This window comes from Sinorhizobium prairiense (assembly GCF_029201645.2).
Lineage (GTDB): Bacteria > Pseudomonadota > Alphaproteobacteria > Rhizobiales > Rhizobiaceae > Sinorhizobium > Sinorhizobium meliloti_A.
Genome location: NZ_CP104132.1, coordinates 95,214 through 114,166, shown reverse-complemented (window position 1 = coordinate 114,166; position 18,953 = coordinate 95,214). Strand labels below are relative to the sequence as shown.

The window sequence follows — 18,953 nt, the reverse complement described above, 5'->3', positions numbered from 1 at the left end:
AGCGCGACTAGGATCGCCGCCAGTGGGAGGACTGAGTGTCGGGATGAAACCAAGATCCAGTGCGTAGACTCAGGTTTTGACGCCGACCTGGGCAAATTCTGGGATTCTGAACCGCCGGCGGTAAATCCCAGGCGTCAACCCGGTTACACGCTTGAAGAGGCGGCGGAAAAAAGCTGGTTCCTCGTATCCGACCAGCCAGCCGATTTCGTCGACGGACGCCTCCGTTCGCTCCAATCGGCGCTTTGCCTCCTCGATCCTAAGCCGCTGCACATAGGCAATTGGGCTGAAGCCGGTCGCGGCAGTGAAGCGGCGCTTGAACGTCCGCTCGCCGAGCCCGGACCGGCGGATCATTTCTTCCAGCGGGTTTGCGACATAGAAATGCGTCGCCACCCATTCCTGCACAGATCGGATTGCGCTGTCGCCATGATCGTTGCGCCCTTCGAAGACTATGTAGGGCGCAAGTCCATCCTGATGCCATTGAAGGGCGAAGAAGTGAGCAACGGCCTGTGCGGCAGTCGATCCAACATGTCTTGCAATGAGGTACAACACCAGATCGTGCCACGTCATCGAGGCACCGGAACTGACGAGTTCCTCGCGTTTGCCCGAGACGACCAGAACTCGTTCAGGATGGATAAGCACCTCCGGGAACGCAGTTTTGAAGGCGTTAGCGTAGCCGAAATGCACCGTCGCCTCTACCCCATCGAAGAGTCCTGTTTCGGCGAGCAGGAAAATGCCGGAGCAGGCGGAGCACAGAAGTGCTCCCCGCCGATGCATGGTTCGAAGCCATCCTACTAGTTCCGGGTGGCGATCCTTGTGCCAGCCATCCGGTCCAAGCAGGACGGACGGTACGATGATGATGTCGGTTGTATCGAGCGCCGTAATACTGCGTTGGACGGTGATCGGGACGCGACTGGCAAGCTCCAGCAGGCCGGGATGCAGCCCGACAATTTCGACCCGAAACGGTGGAGCGAGGGGCTGTGAGTTGCCCGGAGGCATCACGGCAAAGGCATTCATCACATCGAAGATCCCGCTAAGCGTCGACACGACGGCCTCGGGGATGGCAACGAGGCTCACATGGAGCGGCTCCGACCCAGGCTGCCCAGCGTAATGCGGCATGTTGAATTCCTTTGACTTGGAGGCCGCAAGATAACGTGGACAAGGCAGCCGCGCCACGCTCGAGATCGGGTATTTGCCCGATCGATATCAAACCTCATGTGGCACGATCGGCCCGATTCTGGCCAGTGCCGCTCTGCCGATAGTCGGTAGGAACTGCAATGCTCCGGCCATGCTATCTGAACGGAGATGGATGAAATGGAACCTGTCCAGACCAACACGATCGACACTGCCAAGCTGGATGCACTTGTGGCGCGCGTGCTCGGCGACCTCTCGGCCGGATACGGTGGAGTTATGGTGAGTCTTGGCCACAGGCTCGGCCTCTATAAGGCCATGGCGGAAGCCGGGCCGTTGACATCGCACGAGCTTGCCAGCCGCGCGAGCTGTGCTGAACGCTATGTTCGGGAATGGCTAAATTCTCAGGTCGCCGGCGGATACGTCTTCTACCACGCGGTGAGCGGCACCTATGAACTCACCCCGGAGCAGGTGCTTGTCCTTGCCAACGAGGACAGTCCTCTCTTCATTCCCAACGCCTGGGCTGTCCCGGCGTCGATGTGGGCGGACGAGGACAAAGCGGTGGAGGCTTTCCGCACCGGCAATGGCGTACATTGGGGCGATCACGACGGGCGACTTTATTGCGGAGTCGCCGGCTTCTACCGCAATGCCTACAAGGCAAGCCTCGTCTCGCAATGGCTGCCGGCCCTCGATGGCGTAGTCGAAAAGCTGGAAGCGGGCGCACTCGTGGCGGATATTGGCTGCGGGCATGGGCATTCAACGGTACTCATGGCCAAAGCTTTCCGGCTTCGCTGTTCCGGGGCTTCGACGCGCATCGCGAATCCGTGGATGAGGCTTGCGAGGTTGCTGCCGAGGCAGGCGTTTCGGAACGGGTCACCTTCGCGGAAGCTGCGGCGGACAGTTATCCCGGGTCCGGCTACGATCTGATCTGCTTCTTCGATTGTCTGCACGATATGGGTGATCCGGTCGCTGCCGCGACGTACGCAGCCAAGGCGATCGCGCCTAACGGCACGGTGATGCTCGTCGAGCCTTTTGCCAATGATCGGGTCGAAGACAATATCTCGCCCGTGGCCAGGATGTACTACGCGGCCTCGACCACGATCTGCTGCGCCCACGCGATTTCCGATGGCGGCCGAATGGTGCTTGGGGCGCAGGCCGGCGAAAGCAGGCTCGCCGGGGTCTTCCGCAAAGCCGGATTCACCCGTTTTCGGCGCGCGATGGAAACGCCGTTCAACCTGATCCTCGAAGCACGGCTCTAAACTTTCGGCAGCCGTCTCTTGCGCTTCGAGCGGCAGCAAGCAAAGGGGGGCGAGCGTCGCCTTCGCCCCTTCTAAGGCAGCGTGGAGCAGCAAAATGAAAAGCACGGTAGCGACATCACTGGCGGCATGGCCGTTCCGAGGGACAGAGCGGGTCCTGGTAGCAGTTTTGCGAGCCGGATTGAGAAACCTTCTCGACCACAGAAAGCGGTTGGCCACTACCCGTGCCCTCCTGGCAGCGGATCAGCATATGCTGAAAGACATCGGCGTTAGCAGGTTAGAGATTGCGTTGGCAGACTGTGGTCTACAGACGGTCATTTGCCGCAACCAGCCTGGTCATGCTCAAGGCTGCGTCACGAAAGAGGCGTTAACGGCATCGTGAGGCGAACGCGAGCACTATGCTTGAGGCAGCATCGCGGACGCGAGTTCAAGGCCGCATGTGGCGCCCAATCCCTGGCCGCTCTGGCCCAGCGACACCGGCATGCAAGGCATGACCGACATTATGTAGAAAAGCGCGAGGACGGAATCGCATGGGCCGGCGGTGCGGTTCGCGTTACGGCGTCCTCGCAGAGATCCCACGCCTTGAGGGAGCACTCGGAAGCGTCAGGATCGCCCGGCCGGAATTCGACGATGATCTTGCAAAAAGCTGCTGGCCGCCGATGGAGCGCTGTACCGTGAGCCAAATGGTATTGTATCCACCGCAGGCGGTCCGAGACATACCTGAACCGAATAGTGTCGGATCTGATCGTGGCGGGTCCGCGCGTCATCCAATCCTTTGCGACGCAACGATCAGCCAATTTAGCGTGCAGGCGGGAGCACTGTGACCGCCATCAGCTCATTCATTCAATCACCGAATATCTAAGCAAACTGAAATCAAGTTCGCATGGCGCCTGAGTCGCGCGCAAGTGGTCACGCGTCCGAAAACCAACATCATAGGAGCCAAGCGGGGCACAGCTTAATGCGCTTCGTTGGGTCTTGCCGCGCCAATTGGTGGTAACATATTAATTCGCAGTGCCGGAGGTGGAGATCATCGCGCCATGGCGGCGCATGGGTGCGTACCGGCGACACAGGGAGGAAACAATGACGGATTGGGAACTCCACGGAATGGAATTCGGAAATTGCAACTGTTCCTACGGATGCCCGTGCCAGTTCAATGCCTTACCGACCCATGGCCATTGTCAGGCCATAGGATTCTTCACGATCGCCAGGGGAAATTTCGGCGCGGCGAAGCTCGACGGATTGAATATGGCCATCGCCGTTGCTTGGCCAGGTGCGGTTCATGAGGGTCGCGGCGTCATGCAGCCGATCATCGACGAACGTGCGGACGACGCTCAGCGCAGTGCACTCCTCAGTATTCTGACCGGCGAGGAAACTGATCCGATGGCAACGTTCTGGGCGGTCTACACTGCGATGTGCGAAACCGTCCGCGATCCGATCTATACGGCGATCAGCATCGATGTCGACCTGAAGGCTCGTCGGGCGAAGTGCAAAGCGGAGGGCGTCGCCATTGGCCGTGGCGAGCCTATCCTGAACCCGGTAACCGGCGACGAGCATCGCGTTGGTATTCTCCTGCCGAACGGCTTCGAATACGAGCGGAACGAAGTCGGTCGCGGATGGTCGTCGTCATTCACGGGTGTGCCGTTGAACTTGGAAGACAGTTACGCTCACTGGTGCGAGCTGCATTTTAATCAGCATGGGCGTATTCAATAGCCGCAGGGGCAAGGAGCCAGCGCTTCATTATTGACGATCTTCATGCGGGAGGGGCATAGCGACACCATCACAAACCGCACCTGCAACTTTAACCGTCGTGTAGAGCACGGGACGGCATCAAGAGAACGGACCTCACGGCTGCGGCGATGACGTGAACATCCCACGTGAATTCCGCCGGCGCCATCGAGATTCCTCGTGAACTCTCGGCAACCGCAAGCTGTTCGCGCAGATGCTTGCAGTCGAGCAACAGTGTGGCGACCGTTGCCTGCTATCTTCATCGTGCCAGGCGAGCAACTGATCCTCGGAATTCGAGGCGGAATGATTTCGGACTGAATGGCGGCTTGAGACCGCACCGGGTAGAAATCACGCTGCTGAATAGCGGTGTCGTTTCCGACTTCGCCAATTTTTCACGACGACAGCAAAGCCGTTTTTCGGGCGCACGGACGGGTGTAGTATCATTTTTGCGATGTCGAGCAGGGGAACGAAGCAACCGATGGATCTGGAAGACCTCTACCGCCTCTTGCGAAACGGCCACGTCCAAGCGCAAGGCATATTCGACACCGTCCCCGACCCGTTGCTTGTCCTTGACCAGCATCTGTGTGTCCAGAGCGCCAGCCGGGCCTTCCTTGCTGCATTCAAGGTCGCCCGCGACGAAACGATTGGGCAGCACCTCTACGAACTCGGAAATCGGCAATGGGATATCCCAGAGCTGCGCCACCTGCTCGAAGACGTGATCCCGAAGAGCACGGCGGTGGTGGACTACGAGGTCGAGCACGATTTCCCAGCTCTTGGTCAAAGGACGATGCTCGTCAGCGCGCACCGGCTCTTCCATCCCGACAACAACAGCCGCACCCTGCTTCTCTCGATCGTCGACGCCACGAAACGCCGCGAGCGCGAGGCAGAGAAGGACCTCCTTGTCGGCGAACTTCGGCACCGAATGAAGAACTTGCTTGGCCTGGTCCAGGCGATAGCGCGCCAAACCTCGGTACAAGGCCGGTCCGGCGAGGAATACCGTGACGCTTTCCTCGGGCGATTCAATGCCCTTGTACAGGCGCACGAAGTTGCCTTCTCCGAAGATGACGAGACGGGCTTGAAGGAACTGGTCGAACGGACGCTGGAACCGTATGCATCACATCCCGCCTCGGTCCTCATCGAGGCCGGCCCGATCGTACCGCTCGTGGCTGGGCAAGTAATGTCTCTAAGCCTGATCCTGCATGAACTCGCCACGAACGCGGTCAAATACGGCGCCCTTTCAGTGCCCAGCGGTCAGGTCCGCGTCCGATGGGACGCGGAGGAAGCGAGCGCTCGATGTTTGAGGCTTGTATGGCAGGAGACTGGCGGGCCGCCAGTAGCGACGCCAAACTCTTTGGGATTTGGCACGAAGCTTATTGAGTTTGCCGCGCGCCATGAACTGGGCGGCGAGGTGGAACTGAATTACACGTCGGCGGGTTTGGAGGTGGAGATCGTCGCCCCGCTCGGATCGGTCTCATGACATCGAGGCCGGTCGGATGCACAAGGCAGTGCTTGTCGTTGAAGACGAGTTCCTGATCGCTATGGACCTCAAGCTTTTGCTTGAGAGTCGTGGATGGCGCGTCCTCGGACCGGCGGCCACCGTGAAGGAGGCACTCCGGCTTCTGAGCGACGAGCTTCCTGCCGTCGCCCTGCTTGACGTGACCTTGAAAGATGGAACGGTGACGTTGGTGGCGGAGGCTCTGCGCGCGCGGAACGTACCGTTTATCGTGGCGAGCGCCTACAGCAGACCGGAGCTCATCGGCGGGGACGTTTTGGTGGGGGCCCCGAATGTGGGCAAGCCGACCGAGGAGCGCCGCCTGTTCACGGTGCTGGAGCAGTGCATCTCATCATGACCCGCTCATTGCTTGGCTCATTCGAGCGTCGCGGGGCAGGGGACGTCGCTTAAGCCGCTGCCGCTCAATGCACGGGAGAGCTAACGAACGAACGGCGACGCCGTCCCTCTGTGCCGCGCGTTGGAGCGCCACAAGAACTGCGATCGCGTTGCGGGCATCTGCTAAGGAACGCAAAATGTATCAACGGGACCGACGGAGATTGCCGGCAGCGCGAGTTCTTAAATTCCTGACCCGTCGAGCTCTCGCTCGTCCTCGCCTTCCCACGGTGAGGGCATAGAGGTGCGATTGAGATTGGCCGTTGGCATGGGCATCCAGCACTTCAATTCTGGCTCTGCGTACTCGATGATGCAGCCGGGCGACGAATCAGCGGCGCGCCAGCCTTCTGCACCGAACTGATCGCCATTCGACCAGTAGGCGAGGTCAACTTCGGCCGCCCCCTGCTCGGATGGGCGGATAGTGACGAGGATCCGACTGCCGTCTTTCGGCGCGCTTGCCATGTGGTGCCAGTGCTCTGGCTCGGCCATCATTTTTCCTCCTGTCCTGCTGCAGGTTGCAAGTGTCGCCCTGTCATCGCAAACGGTCAACTCCAACCATCGCTTGACAGGGGTGGTGTTCCCACAAATGCGGCTTCGACCGCGCCGTAGCGCGCGAGCGGCGGTACTGGAGGCTCGGTGTGTCTTCATGCAAAGCAGCCCAGAATAGAAGAGTTCCGCCCCACTCCCGTTTTCCACTCCGCCTTTGGCAGAGCGAAGCAGGCGGAGGTGTCGCTGCCAGTTAAAGTGAGAATGCGGAGGTTTCAGCCAGGTTTGGCCTTTAAAGAGGGTCTTCCTCATTTTGTGTGGTGGCGATTTTGGTCGAGTGGCAACATGCGTGCCCTAAGCAGCTCGGCGCCAGCTCTGCCATACATCGCACGCTTGTTTGTCTTCAGGCGGTTGATTTGCCCTCCGCCCGGCCGTTGCTCCACGACAGCTCGATGGCGTTGTAGACGGCGTCAAGATCGCGGTGCAGGACGCGTGCGAACCGCTCAACAGCGACCAAACCCGAGTTGACGGCATCGCGAATCCAGCTGTCGAGCTTGCCCGGATCGCGGCTGCAAAGATTCCGCGGAAGCGCAGAGCAAGGCTGCGCATTGAAGCGAATAGCGAGCCCTGTTTCAAAGCATCGACCTTTCTCGCCTGGCTGATCGTCAACATGGTTGCCCGTCGAGAACAACGTGCCATTCTCCATTTTCAAATAGCGTTCGTCAGTGCAGATCACTAGAATTCGTCGCGAACCGCGATACGGTTGCGGATAGTCGGCATCCGCCAGATCGCTCTTCGGGCTGGTGAACTGGCTCAAAGAGAACTTTGAAGGGAAGAAGGCGTTAAACTCGGCTTCGTCGGGCTGAGGGTCTTTACTGAGTGGTAGGATGTGCACGATCAATTCCTCCTGTAATGGAGCTCCGAAAGTAGGCGACGCTCCATCAAGTAAAATGCGGGATTTCCCTCAAAGTTGCTCCCAATCGGCATGCCGCCGCACGCAGGATCTGTGATAGTGCCCCATGCCGGGCCACCTATCTAGTTCGGTCTATGATGCCGCTCAGGTCCTGGTTTCCGGAAACAGGAGCCTCTCCATACGGATGCTGCGCGATCGCCGACAAAGTTGAAGGTCTTGAGTGGGAGGCGCGTGCAGGCCGATTGCGCAGATATGCGTTCTCGAGGACAGACATGGTCTACGGAGGCCCGGATCACCGAGGAACTCCGAGTCGCCAGGGACTCCGAAGCTGTTGCCGAAGCCGCTGACCGGCGACCCTCGAGGGCGTGGATCACGTATGCCGGCCGGTAAGAACCGGCTTCCGTCAGGACGAGGCGATTGGGACAACGTCTCAGTGGCGCCGGTTATCTCACGCGCAATGACCGACGATCTGCTGTCGCATACCGGACACCTGGCCTTGCGCCCACCAGATGGTCTCGGGCACGTCGGCTGAGCGCGGATTGGTCGCCGCCCTGGAGAGCCTGGGAATTGTGTGTCGATCCACGAAATGGTTCGATCGATCCAGAAAAAGGTGCATCATGCGCTGATCAATTTCATGCCATCCGACCAAAGGGACTTCGAGCGCAGTGATCATCCACCCGGTGGATGGATCAACACGATCGGCATGTAAGAACCCCGTCATTGCGAAATGCACAATAAACTAGAAACCATTGATGCAATTGTGAGACATGGAATCTGACGGCATTATCAACCTGTCAGACGAACTTAGCTTCGCCTGAAGCTCTCAAAGACGAAGTTCGTTAGGACGCCTGATGACCGAAACGCTTTCTTCCATGACACGCAAGAGCGTGCTGCTATCCGCAGGTGCCGCCGCAGCGGTCATGACCATTTCACCCGCACTCAGCTTCGCAGCCAATGCGGCTGCCGCCATCAACCCCATCGAAGGAACCAAGACAATGGCATATGTAACCACCAAGGACGGCGTCGAAATCTTTTACAAGGACTGGGGCCCGAAGGACGCTCAACCGATCGTCTTCCACCATGGCTGGCCACTGTCGTCGGACGACTGGGACGCACAGATGCTGTTCTTCCTCTCCAAGGGTTATCGTGTCGTCGCCCATGACCGTCGTGGCCACGGCCGCTCCGCGCAGGTCGCTCACGGACATGACATGGATCACTATGCCGCCGATGCCTTCGCCGTCGTTGAAGCACTCGATCTGAAAGATGCCATCCATATCGGCCACTCCACTGGCGGCGGTGAAGTCGCCCGCTACGTCGCCAAGCACGGTCAGCCGTCCGGCCGCGTTGCCAAGGCGGTTCTTGTTTCCGCCGTTCCGCCGCTGATGCTGAAGACTGAAAGCAACCCCGAGGGTCTGCCAATCGAGGTTTTCGATGGCTTCCGTTCGGCGCTCGCCGGCAACCGAGCGCAATTCTTCCGTGATGTTCCCGCAGGCCCCTTCTACGGTTTCAACAGGGATGGCGCGACAGCCCAGGAAGGTGTCATCCAGAACTGGTGGCGGCAGGGGATGATTGGCGGCGCGAAGGCCCACTACGACGGCATCAAGGCCTTCTCAGAGACGGACCAGACGGAAGACCTGAAGGCGATCACGGTTCCGACACTCGTCCTGCACGGCGAGGACGATCAGATCGTGCCGATTGCCGACTCGGCGCTTAAGTCTGCCAAGCTCCTGAATAATGGTTCGCTCAAGACCTATCCGGGCTTCTCGCATGGCATGCTGACCGTCAATGCCGACGTTCTGAACGCAGACCTGCTGGCTTTCGTTCAGTCCTGACCGAAATCATCGGAGCCGCGATGCAGAGGCGGTCGCGGCTCCGATCTTGTTCTACGCGTGCCTGAAGCTAACTCCTGACCTGTTGCTGTGACGTTGCGACAAATTCAAGACTGCAGCCCGGAGCGCGCTCCGAAGTGGAACTCGACGATTTCGTCAATAGGCTCGAACGGGAGGCAGGCGGCGATCCGATCTTGGCCTACGTTCCCCGCTCGGGGCGCGCGAGATCAGACACCGCGAAGTCGGGGACATGGTCCGCTGGAACCCTGGTGCAGACACCCGAAGGTCCGCGACGTGCCCTGTCGTTCAAGGTAAATACAAGGCGATCCGGCCTCACACAGCGACTGTCGACAGAATCTACTGCCACCCACATTGCCTGTGTCTGCGGGCAGGGCAGTAGTGCGCGCAATATCTGCAGAACACGATCGTTTATCTAGAGGCGGAAGGAATCCGCGACCGGAACCTCTGGCATCTGAAGGCGATCGTCGCCGAACGAATCAAGGCAAAACAAGCGAGCTGATGCGATCACCTGGATCCCGCTTCAATCCAGCGTGACCATGTGCACCGGAACCTGCTCTTCAAAGAATTTCGAGAAGGAGGCGATCCGCGGCGGAAGGGCCTGGTAGGGCGGATAGTAAAGGGTTAACCACAAGTCCGGCGGTGCCCAGCCCCGGAAGACGTGTACCAGACGCCCGGTACGAAGGTGCTCGGAAATGTGGAATCCTGGCAGCATGGCGACACCCGCGCCATCCGCGGCCATGTCGGCGAGCACTTCACCGTTGTTGGCGCTGAATGCCCGGCCAGCCGAGATCGTCAAGCTCGATCCGCCGTCCGACAGTATCCAGTTCTCTCGCCGGCTTTCGCTGCTGTAGGCGAGGCAGTCGTCAGGTGTCAATTCGTTCGGGTGCCGCATGTCGACGAACCGGCTCCCGGGAGCGGCAACTAGGATGCGCGGCACCACCCTGATCTTGCGCCAGATGGTGAACTTGTCAGAGGGCTGCGAGGAGATACGGATCGCTAGATCGTAGTCGTCGTCGACGATGTTCACCAATCCATCCGACAGCGAGATCTCGAAGCTCATCTTCGGATATCGTTCCTTGAACCCCGAAAGGATCGGCGGCAGCACAGCCTTGCCGAACCACGTCGGTGCACTGATCCGGAGCCGCCCCTCTTCGGCTTTGTGAGCGTTCATCACCTCACGCCGCGCCTCTTCAAGTGTCTTCACCGCGGGTTGGATCTGCGCGGCAAAGATCGCGCCGTCGGTCGTCAGAGACACTTGCCTGGTCGTGCGAACGAAGAGCTGCACGCCAAGTTCCGCCTCAAGCGCTGCGATAGCGCGCGTGACGGCCGCGGGTGTCATGTCTAGCTCGCGGGCAACTTGGGCGAAGTTACGTTTCTCGGCGGCCAGGAGGAAGGTGCGAAGGGCTTTGTATTCGTTCATGGCATTGTTTCGAAAACTGCAATTCAATCACAAGGAATATTGCAATTCTTGGCGGCGATCAATGAGTCTACATTCATATCAACACCTGAACACCAACGCTCATTGAAAGGCATCGCCATGATCAAGGATATCAAGGGACTGCATCACGTGACTTCGATGGCATCGGACGCGCGCCAGAACAACCGCTTCTTTACGGACACGCTTGGTCTGCGGCGCGTCAAGCAGACGGTCAACTTCGACGACCCGAGCGTCTACCACCTGTACTACGGTGACGAGATCGGCTCCGCCGGGACAGTGATGACCTACTTCCCGTTCCCGAACATGATGCTTGGCCGCCCTGGCGTGGGCGAGGTCGGCGAAATCCAGTTCTCGGTGCCGAAGGGATCGCTGAAGTTCTGGCAGGATCGCTTCACCGCTCAAGGCGTGGACGGTCTGGAACTGGACACCGTCTTTGGCGCCAACCGGCTTCGCTTCATGGGACCAGACGGCGACGACCTTGCATTGATCGAATCTCCCGAGGACGCGCGGACTCCGTGGGTTGCAGATGGAATCCCCGAAGATGCGGCTATCCGCGGTTTCGCCGGCGCTCGCTTCAGCCTTCATGACACCTCTGCGACCGAGGAGCTGCTCGGCTTCATGGGCTATCAGCGCGCCGAGAAGGAAGGTGACGTAACCCGCTTCATCATCCCCAATGGCAACGGGGCGGATACCATCGATCTCGCAGCTTTGCCGAAGACGCCTTTTGCGCGTCAGGGCGCAGGTTCGGTTCACCACATCGCTTTCGCCGTCGATAACCGTGAGAAGCAGCTTGAGGTCCGCAAGGCACTGATGGATACCGGCTATCAGGTCACGCCCGTCATCGACCGCGATTACTTCTGGGCGATCTACTTCCGTACACCCGGCGGAGTTCTGTTCGAGATTGCTACGAATGAGCCGGGGTTCAATCGGGACGAGGATACGGCACATCTCGGTGAGGCACTCAAGCTTCCGACCCGATACGAGAATTATCGGGATCAGATCGAGGCCAATCTCGCACCGCTGGCGGCTTGAAGGCAATCTGCTGTCTTGTGAAGAAGATAGTGATGCGTCGAGGACCATTCGGGTCACGGCGCATCAGTGAGTGCTGCGCAAACGCCCGTAGCGATAGACTGTGTGGGCGTTGAGGGGGAGGGCAATGTGCGCGACCAGGCGACCAGCGACCGGTCTGTGTCGAGGCAGGTGGATCACAAGCGCTTCGAACCGCCCGCGTACCGCAATTGCGGCTCTCTGCGCCAGGCTCATGGGTCATAGGGTTCCCTGGGATATCTTGAACGGAGAAGGCGGTCGGTTCCGCCATATGTCCGAATGCTCTACATCGGTCAGATATAGCACGACGAGAAACGCGTCGTCGGCGGGTATGACGACTGCAGGATCCTGATCGGAGTGACCGCGTGCGATGTAGGCCATAGTCACTTTGGACTGATGAAGCGGTCTCGTCACGAGAAGTCCGTGCGTTATCCGCCTGGAACCATCGGCCAATGTTCTTGGCCGACGCCGATGCTTCACTCACAATGAACTCATATTATGGGACCTTGGAGCAGACCTCGACGGCGTTTGTTGCAGACTTCCGTTCAATCCACCGTTGTGGCGCATCCGACTGTGTTAGGATAGTGAATTGCTCGATCTTCCCGGAAGGAAACGGGGGAAGAGAGCCGCCTGCAGGCCTAGTCGAAGTGGAAGGTAGCGTGTTTGCTGAGGAAATCCACCACCCCCTTGGAAAATCCTATCGACGAATCGACCGACAGCTTCGGCTGCCCTTTCGACAAGCTCTACAAGGACCAGACAATTCGGGGCGCCGGCCTCACCGTCTTGCGCAAGGGCTCAAGGGAAGCCTTCTTGCAGCAGGTCTGTACTCCTGCCAGCGACCGGGGATTTGCAGTCGGTGTCTCGACACTTCCAGGACATGCACGCCGCATCTTTCATGAGCACTACGCAACGACGCATGTCTTCGATCACGACTCGGTCTACATACGCAGTCTGGGAGAGGACTACAAAGCCGATCTTGAGGCTCCCTTCGATTTCGTTCTTCTCGAGATATCTCCGGAGTCCCTCGCATTGATCGCCGAGGAGGCCGATCTCCCGACAGTCGCTGCGCTGAACACGATCACTGCCCATCCGGATCCCGTTCTCGCCAACTTGGGGCGCGCCCTGATTCCCGCGCTCGAATATCCGGAGAAGGTAAGCAGGCTGTTCGTCGATCAATTGACGGCTGCAATCGGTACCCATGTCGTGCAACAATACGGCTACCGTGCCGTCGCAGCAGGATCCAGACCGCGGAAACTGTCCCGCGCTCAGGAGAATGTCGCCAAGTCGCTGATCCTGGACAATTTGCATGGCAACGTGTCGGTCGCGGATCTTGCACAGGCCTGCGGCCTGTCCAGGGGCTACTTCATCCACGCGTTCCGCGAGACGACAGGCATGACACTTATCGATGGCTTCTGCGCGAGCGGATCACTAGGGCAAGGACCCTGCTACTCGAGTCGGACGCTGCTCTCTCCGAGGTGGCGATCTCCTGCGGCTTCTCGGATCAGAGCCACTTCACGCGCGTATTTTCGAGCATCGTCGGAACCACCCCGGGAGCCTGGCGGCGAAGCGGCTAAACACGCATCCGCGGTCCAGTCATCGGGATTTGCCTGCCTTTCCTTCCATCGACCTGACTATGTGACAAGACCCACCGCATACTTCGCGCGAGAAGCGTGATGCTAGGGCAAGCGGCGGACGCTTTAAAGCTGATGTCATTGTTGCGGAGGACGTAATTCATTCGCAATTAATATTGCAATTCTGCGCTTACGGCCATTGCGATAGGTTTCTATTCAGCAGCCAAGACAACGGGTGAACGGTCCTACAGAGAGCCAGCAACACTCCAAGGATTGCAGAAAGAGCGCCGCTTGGCGGCGTCCGATCGATAGCTGCTGCCCATTTTCTGACGCCGCACCAGGCGTCCCAAACAACCGAAGAGGAATTGACCCATGTCCAAGCTCGAAGTCCTGACCCCGGCAAACAGCCAGCTCATCTTCATCGACCAGCAGCCGCAAATGGCCTTTGGTGTCCAGTCGATCGACCGCCAGACGCTGAAGAACAATGTCGTCGGCCTCGCCAAGGCCGCCAAGATCTTCAATGTCCCGACCACGATCACCACGGTCGAAACGCAGTCCTTCTCTGGCAACACCTTCCCCGAGCTGCTTGCCGTCTTCCCGGAGAACGACCTCCTTGAGCGCACCTCGATGAGCTCCTGGGACGATCAGAACGTCCGTGACGCGCTGGCGAAGAACGCCGCCAACGGCCGCAAGAAGATCGTCGTCTCCGGTCTCTGGACTGAAGTCTGCAACACCACCTTCGCGCTCTCTGCCCTCCATGATGTTCCTGAATACGAGATCTACATGGTCGCTGATGCTTCCGGCGGCACGTCCTCCGACGCACACAGATACGCAATGGACCGCATGGTGCAGGCAGGCGTGATCCCGGTCACCTGGCAGCAGGTTCTTCTCGAATGGCAGCGCGATTGGGCGCGCAAGGAGACATATGACGCGGTCACCACCCTCGTGAAGGAGCATTCCGGCGCGTACGGCATGGGCATCGACTACGCCTATACGATGGTTCACGGCGCCGAGGAACGCGTCAAGCACGGCAAGCGCATCGGCCCGAACCCCGCAAAGTAGGGGCCTGATCCGGCCGCTCCGATCACCCGGTCGGAGCGGCGTCTTTCGCAACCGGAGATCATCCCATGAAAGTCTACCTCCTATCGCTTGGCGCAGGCCTGCTTGTCGGCATTGTCTACAGCCTGCTCAACGTCCGATCACCAGCACCGCCTGTCATTGCTCTGGTCGGCCTTCTCGGAATCCTCGGCGGCGAACAGATCATTCCGTTCGCGAAGACGCTTTGGAGAAGCGAGCCGCAGCCATCTCATGGCTTCATCAGATCAAGCCGCACATGTTCGGTCATCTCCCGAAGGGCAGCGATCGTATCGAGGTCGCCCATCAGGCAAAGGCGAGTGTAGAGGAGCGGAGCTGATGACGACGCGTCGATCCTTCCTCGGAGGCGCGTCGAGCCTGGCGTTCTCGAACCTCTTCTCCCCGGCGAAAGCCGCCGATCCCAACCAGACCGGAGTAGACACCATGCATCCCGACCTGATCCTCCACAATGGCCGCGTGACGACCCTAGACCAGACCAATCCGAATGCAACGGCAATCGCCATCAAGGATGGGCTGTTTTTGGAAGTCGGATCCGACAGCGAGGTCATGGTGCTGGCTGGTTCCGGCACCAGAATCGTCGACCTCAAGGGCAAGCGCGTCCTTCCCGGCCTGATCGACAACCATACCCACGTCGTTCGCGGTGGCCTCAACTACAACATGGAACTGCGCTGGGACGGCGTGCGCTCGCTCGCCGACGCGATGGACATGCTGAAGCGCCAGGTGGCGATCACGCCCGCGCCGCAATGGGTCCGTGTCGTCGGCGGCTTCACCGAAAATCAATTCGCGGAAAAGCGCCTCCCGACCATCGAGGAGATCAATGCCGTCGCGCCCGACACGCCCGTATTCCTCCTGCACCTTTATGACCGTGCGCTGCTCAATGGGGCAGCTCTCCGCGCGGTCGGCTACACCCGTGAGACGCCGAATCCGCCCGGCGGCGAGATCACCCGAGATGCCAACGGTAACCCGACCGGCTTGCTGCTGGCCAAGCCGAATGCAGGCATTCTGTACTCGACGCTGGCCAAGGGCCCCAAGCTTCCCTTGGACTACCAAGTCAACTCGACCCGCCATTTCATGCGCGAACTGAACCGGCTTGGCGTGACAGGCGTGATCGATGCGGGCGGGGGCTTCCAGAACTATCCGGACGACTACGCGGTCATCCAGAAGCTCTCCGATGAGAACCAGATGACGGTGCGTCTGGCCTACAACCTCTTCACCCAGAAGCCCAAGGAAGAGAAACAGGACTTCCTGAACTGGACGCAGTCGGTCAAATACAAGCAGGGCAACGACTACTTCCGTCACAACGGTGCCGGTGAGATGCTGGTCTTCTCGGCTGCCGACTTCGAGGATTTCCGCCAGCCCCGTCCAGAAATGGCTCCGGAAATGGAAGGCGAGCTGGAAGAGGTCGTCCGCGTACTGGCAGAAAACCGCTGGCCCTGGCGTCTCCACGCCACCTATGACGAGACCATCTCCCGCGCCCTCGATGTATTCGAGAAGGTCAACAGGGACATTCCGCTCGAAGGACTGAACTGGTTCTTCGACCATGCCGAAACCATCTCGGATCGCTCTATCGACCGCATCGCCGCACTCGGTGGCGGCATCGCCACTCAGCACCGCATGGCCTATCAGGGCGAATATTTCGTTGAGCGCTACGGCCATGGAGTGGCGGAAGCCACGCCGCCGATTAAGCGCATGCTCGACAAGGGCGTGAATGTCTCGGCAGGTACGGATGCCACCCGCGTCGCCTCCTACAATCCGTGGGTCTCGCTCTCCTGGATGGTGACCGGCAAGACAGTCGGCGGAATGCAGCTCTACCCGCGTGCAAACTGCCTCGATCGCGAGACGGCGCTGCGCATGTGGACCGAAAAGGTCACATGGTTCTCGAACGAAGAGGGGAAGAAGGGCCGTATCGAGAAGGGCCAGTTTGCCGACCTCGTGGTGCCGGACAAGGACTTCTTCTCCTGCGCCGAGGACGAGATCTCCTTCATCGTTTCCGAGCTGACCATGGTCGGCGGCAAGATTGTCTATGGCGCAGGCGACTTCAAGACGCTCGACGAGAACGAGATCCCGCCCGCGATGCCCGACTGGTCTCCGGTGCGCAAATTCGGCGGTTACGGGGCCTGGGGCGAACCGGAAGGGGCAGGCGCGCGATCCTTGCGCCGCACGGCGATCTCCACATGCGGATGTGCAAGTGATTGCGGCGTGCACGGCCACGACCATGCCGGGGCCTGGACATCCAAGCTCCCGATAGCCGACCTCAAGGGCTTCTTCGGCGCTCTCGGCTGCTCCTGCTGGGCGGTCTGACGAACGTTCAGCTCGGGTGGCCCACCGACACCCGAGCGTCACCCCAGAATTGCTGATTTTGCAATTAAATCGAAACTATTGCTGCAATTGTTGGCAATGCGTTAACCAGCCAATATCGCTCCATCGAACGCAGCCCTCGCGGCGAACATACAGGAGCAGATATGACCTACCATTCTCAACTATCCAACCCAATCCGGAGCGGCGTGGCGCGCATCGTCGGATCGCCTGTCGTGCGGACGGTGTCACTGCTGGCTCTTTGCGCAGCCTACATACAGGGTCCGCTCACCAAGATCTTCGACTTCAATGGTGCACTGGCTGAAATGGATCATTTCGGTCTTCATCCGGCCTCCTTCTTCGCTGTCGCTGTCATCGTGTTCGAACTGACGGCCTCTGCCATGGTGATCTCGGGCTTGCTGCGTTGGGCAGGTGCCCTGGCGCTGTCTGGCTTCACGCTTCTCGCTACCTTCATCGCCCTCCGCTTCTGGGAAATGACCCCCGGGATGGACCGCATGGTGGCGACCAACGCCTTCTTCGAACACCTCGGCCTCGCAGGGGCATTTGTCTTACTTGCAGCATTCGACCTCACGAAGGGAGCAGGCAAATGAGCGCCGCAAAAGCATCCGGGGGAACCTTTGCGCCCCTTGCTCAGCCAGTCTTCGCGGTTCTGTGGACCGCGACCGTCCTTGGCAACACTGGCAGCTTCATGCGTGATGTCGCCAGCTCTTGGCTGATGACGGATCTGTCCGCATCGCCCGCCGCGGTGGCGATGGTTCAGGCCGCCGGAACCCTCCCGATCTTCTTGCTCGCCATCCCTGCAGGCGTTCTCACGGACATCCTCGATCGGCGCAAGTTCCTGATCGCCGTCCAGCTCCTGCTTGCATCCGTTAGTATCTCGCTTATGGTCCTGTCCCAGACGGGCATGCTGTCGGTCAGCGCGCTGATCGGTCTGACCTTCCTCGGCGGCATTGGCGCTGCTCTGATGGGACCGACATGGCAGGCCATTGTTCCCGAACTGGTCAAACGCGAGGATGTCAAGAGCGCCGTGGCGCTGAACTCGCTCGGCATCAACATTGCCCGCTCCATCGGGCCTGCCGCGGGCGGCCTGCTTCTCGCAGCCTTTGGAGCCGGGATCACCTACGGCGCGGATGTCGCAAGCTACGCCGTGGTGATCGCAGCTCTGGTCTGGTGGCCACGGGCGAAGAATGCAAACGACGCGCTTCAGGAGAACTTCTTCGGTGCCTTCCGGGCCGGGCTTCGCTACACCCGCTCGAGCACACCGCTCCACGTCGTCCTCCTGCGCGCCGCGATCTTCTTCGCCTTCGCCAGCGCCGTCTGGGCGCTCCTCCCGCTCGTCGCTCGGCAGTTGCTGGGTGGTGATGCCAGCTTCTACGGCATCCTGCTCGGTGCAGTCGGTGCAGGCGCGATCGGTGGAGCCTTGGTCATGCCGCAGCTGCGCAAACGCCTGAGTTCCGACGGCCTGCTTCTCGGTGCCGCGCTGATCACCGCTGCCGTCATGGGTGTCCTCTCGCTTGCCCCGCCGAAGATCGTCGCCATCATGGTCCTTCTGTTCCTCGGTGGTGCATGGATCACCGCTCTGACTACACTCAACGGCGCAGCGCAGGCTGTTCTCCCCAACTGGGTGCGCGGGCGAGGGCTTGCCGTTTATCTGACCGTCTTCAACGGTGCGATGACTGCCGGAAGCCTCGGCTGGGGTGCAGTCGGCGAAGTTGTCGGCATCCAGTCCACCTTGCTCATTGGAGCGGCCGGCCTGCTCATCGCCGGGTTCATCATGCACCGCGTGAAGCTTCCCGCAGGGGACGCCGACCTGGTGCCGTCCAACCACTGGCCCGAGCCGCTTGTGGCGGAACCGATCGCCCATGACCGCGGCCCGGTTCTCATACTGATCGAGTACAAGGTCGAGAAGCAGCACCGCACAGCCTTCCTGCACGCGATCGATCATCTTTCCAGGGAGCGCCGCCGCGATGGTGCCTACGGGTGGGGCATCACCGAGGATTCGGCCGACCCGGAGAAGATCGTCGAATGGTTCATGGTGGAATCCTGGGCTGAACATCTTCGCCAGCATAAGCGGGTCTCCAACGCAGACGCCGACCTGCAGGGCAAGGTGCTGGCCTACCATGTCGGTCCCGATAAGCCTTTCGTCCGACACTTCCTGGCGATCAACCGGCCGGGGACCGCGTAACGCGGAGGCGAAGCGTGGCGGCTGCGGCCGCCACGCCAAACTGTCTGGCGATCTTGAA

13 protein-coding genes and 5 pseudogenes are annotated in these 18,953 nt (G+C 60.0%); 13 read left to right on the top strand and 5 right to left on the bottom strand.

All coding sequences use genetic code 11. From position 1 onward, the window contains the following. Window positions 1-69: 69 nt before the first annotated feature. On the bottom strand, window positions 70-1,116 hold the full coding sequence (locus N0Q91_RS20125) for a GlxA family transcriptional regulator (RefSeq protein ID WP_275598482.1): 1,047 nt from the start codon (window positions 1,114-1,116) through the stop codon (window positions 70-72). Window positions 1,117-1,311: 195 nt separating this feature from the next. Between N0Q91_RS20125 and N0Q91_RS20120 the strand changes: the two are divergent. The 4 genes and pseudogenes from N0Q91_RS20120 (at window position 1,312) to N0Q91_RS20105 (ending at window position 5,959) form a co-directional block, all read left to right on the top strand. Next, window positions 1,312-2,387 (top strand): annotated as a pseudogene (locus N0Q91_RS20120) (class I SAM-dependent methyltransferase). Between the two features lie 1,077 nt (window positions 2,388-3,464). Continuing rightward, entirely contained in the window at window positions 3,465-4,094 is a 630-nt protein-coding gene (locus N0Q91_RS20115) for a DUF1326 domain-containing protein (protein ID WP_275598481.1), read from the top strand. Between the two features lie 493 nt (window positions 4,095-4,587). Further along, on the top strand, window positions 4,588-5,586 hold the full coding sequence (locus tag N0Q91_RS20110) for a PAS domain-containing HWE histidine kinase family protein (protein WP_275598480.1): 999 nt from the start codon (window positions 4,588-4,590) through the stop codon (window positions 5,584-5,586). 16 nt (window positions 5,587-5,602) lie between these two features. Further along, on the top strand, window positions 5,603-5,959 hold the full coding sequence (locus tag N0Q91_RS20105) for a response regulator (RefSeq protein ID WP_275598479.1): 357 nt from the start codon (window positions 5,603-5,605) through the stop codon (window positions 5,957-5,959). A 218-nt stretch (window positions 5,960-6,177) separates the two neighbouring features. On the opposite strand, the gene N0Q91_RS20100 is transcribed toward N0Q91_RS20105, so the two are convergent. The 3 genes and pseudogenes from N0Q91_RS20100 to N0Q91_RS20090 all read right to left on the bottom strand — a co-directional run. Further along, on the bottom strand, window positions 6,178-6,483 hold the full coding sequence (locus N0Q91_RS20100) for a hypothetical protein (RefSeq protein ID WP_275598478.1): 306 nt from the start codon (window positions 6,481-6,483) through the stop codon (window positions 6,178-6,180). 305 nt (window positions 6,484-6,788) lie between these two features. Next, window positions 6,789-7,176: pseudogene (locus N0Q91_RS20095) on the bottom strand (transposase); the annotation flags it as partial. Next, a pseudogene (locus N0Q91_RS20090) lies at window positions 7,151-7,369 on the bottom strand (glyoxalase III HchA); the annotation flags it as partial. The pseudogenes N0Q91_RS20090 and N0Q91_RS20095, both read right to left, overlap by 26 nt. Window positions 7,370-8,388: 1,019 nt before the next feature. Between N0Q91_RS20090 and N0Q91_RS20085 the strand changes: the two are divergent. After that, complete coding sequence (locus N0Q91_RS20085) at window positions 8,389-9,225, top strand: alpha/beta fold hydrolase (protein ID WP_375341932.1); 837 nt, start codon at window positions 8,389-8,391, stop codon at window positions 9,223-9,225. 538 nt (window positions 9,226-9,763) lie between these two features. Here N0Q91_RS20085 and N0Q91_RS20080 read toward each other — a convergent pair. Continuing rightward, complete coding sequence (locus tag N0Q91_RS20080; RefSeq protein WP_275598476.1) at window positions 9,764-10,663, bottom strand: LysR family transcriptional regulator; 900 nt, start codon at window positions 10,661-10,663, stop codon at window positions 9,764-9,766. Window positions 10,664-10,780: 117 nt separating this feature from the next. Between N0Q91_RS20080 and N0Q91_RS20075 the strand changes: the two genes are divergently transcribed. The 8 genes and pseudogenes from N0Q91_RS20075 (at window position 10,781) to N0Q91_RS20040 (ending at window position 18,895) form a co-directional block, all read left to right on the top strand. Beyond that, complete coding sequence (locus N0Q91_RS20075) at window positions 10,781-11,713, top strand: VOC family protein (RefSeq protein WP_275598681.1); 933 nt, start codon at window positions 10,781-10,783, stop codon at window positions 11,711-11,713. A gap of 1,218 nt (window positions 11,714-12,931) precedes the next feature. Beyond that, a pseudogene (locus N0Q91_RS20070) lies at window positions 12,932-13,075 on the top strand (AraC family transcriptional regulator); the annotation flags it as partial. After that, window positions 13,069-13,302 carry a helix-turn-helix transcriptional regulator gene (locus N0Q91_RS20065; protein WP_345774973.1) on the top strand — a complete coding sequence of 78 codons (234 nt, stop codon included), beginning with the start codon at window positions 13,069-13,071 and terminating at the stop codon, window positions 13,300-13,302. The pseudogene N0Q91_RS20070 and the gene N0Q91_RS20065, both read left to right, overlap by 7 nt. Before the next feature lie 369 nt (window positions 13,303-13,671). Further along, the gene (locus N0Q91_RS20060) at window positions 13,672-14,361 is read left to right on the top strand and encodes a hydrolase (protein ID WP_275598475.1); all 690 of its coding nucleotides are present in this window, start codon (window positions 13,672-13,674) and stop codon (window positions 14,359-14,361) included. A gap of 65 nt (window positions 14,362-14,426) precedes the next feature. Beyond that, window positions 14,427-14,713 (top strand): annotated as a pseudogene (locus N0Q91_RS20055) (XapX domain-containing protein). Then, window positions 14,713-16,695, top strand: a complete 1,983-nt coding sequence (locus tag N0Q91_RS20050; protein ID WP_275598474.1) for an amidohydrolase — start codon at window positions 14,713-14,715, stop codon at window positions 16,693-16,695. The pseudogene N0Q91_RS20055 and the gene N0Q91_RS20050 overlap by 1 nt, the downstream one beginning before the upstream one ends. Window positions 16,696-16,856: 161 nt before the next feature. Beyond that, entirely contained in the window at window positions 16,857-17,300 is a 444-nt protein-coding gene (locus N0Q91_RS20045; RefSeq protein ID WP_275598473.1) for a DoxX family protein, read from the top strand. Next, complete coding sequence (locus N0Q91_RS20040) at window positions 17,297-18,895, top strand: MFS transporter (protein WP_275598472.1); 1,599 nt, start codon at window positions 17,297-17,299, stop codon at window positions 18,893-18,895. The genes N0Q91_RS20045 and N0Q91_RS20040 overlap by 4 nt, the downstream gene beginning before the upstream one ends. Window positions 18,896-18,953 lie beyond the last annotated feature (58 nt).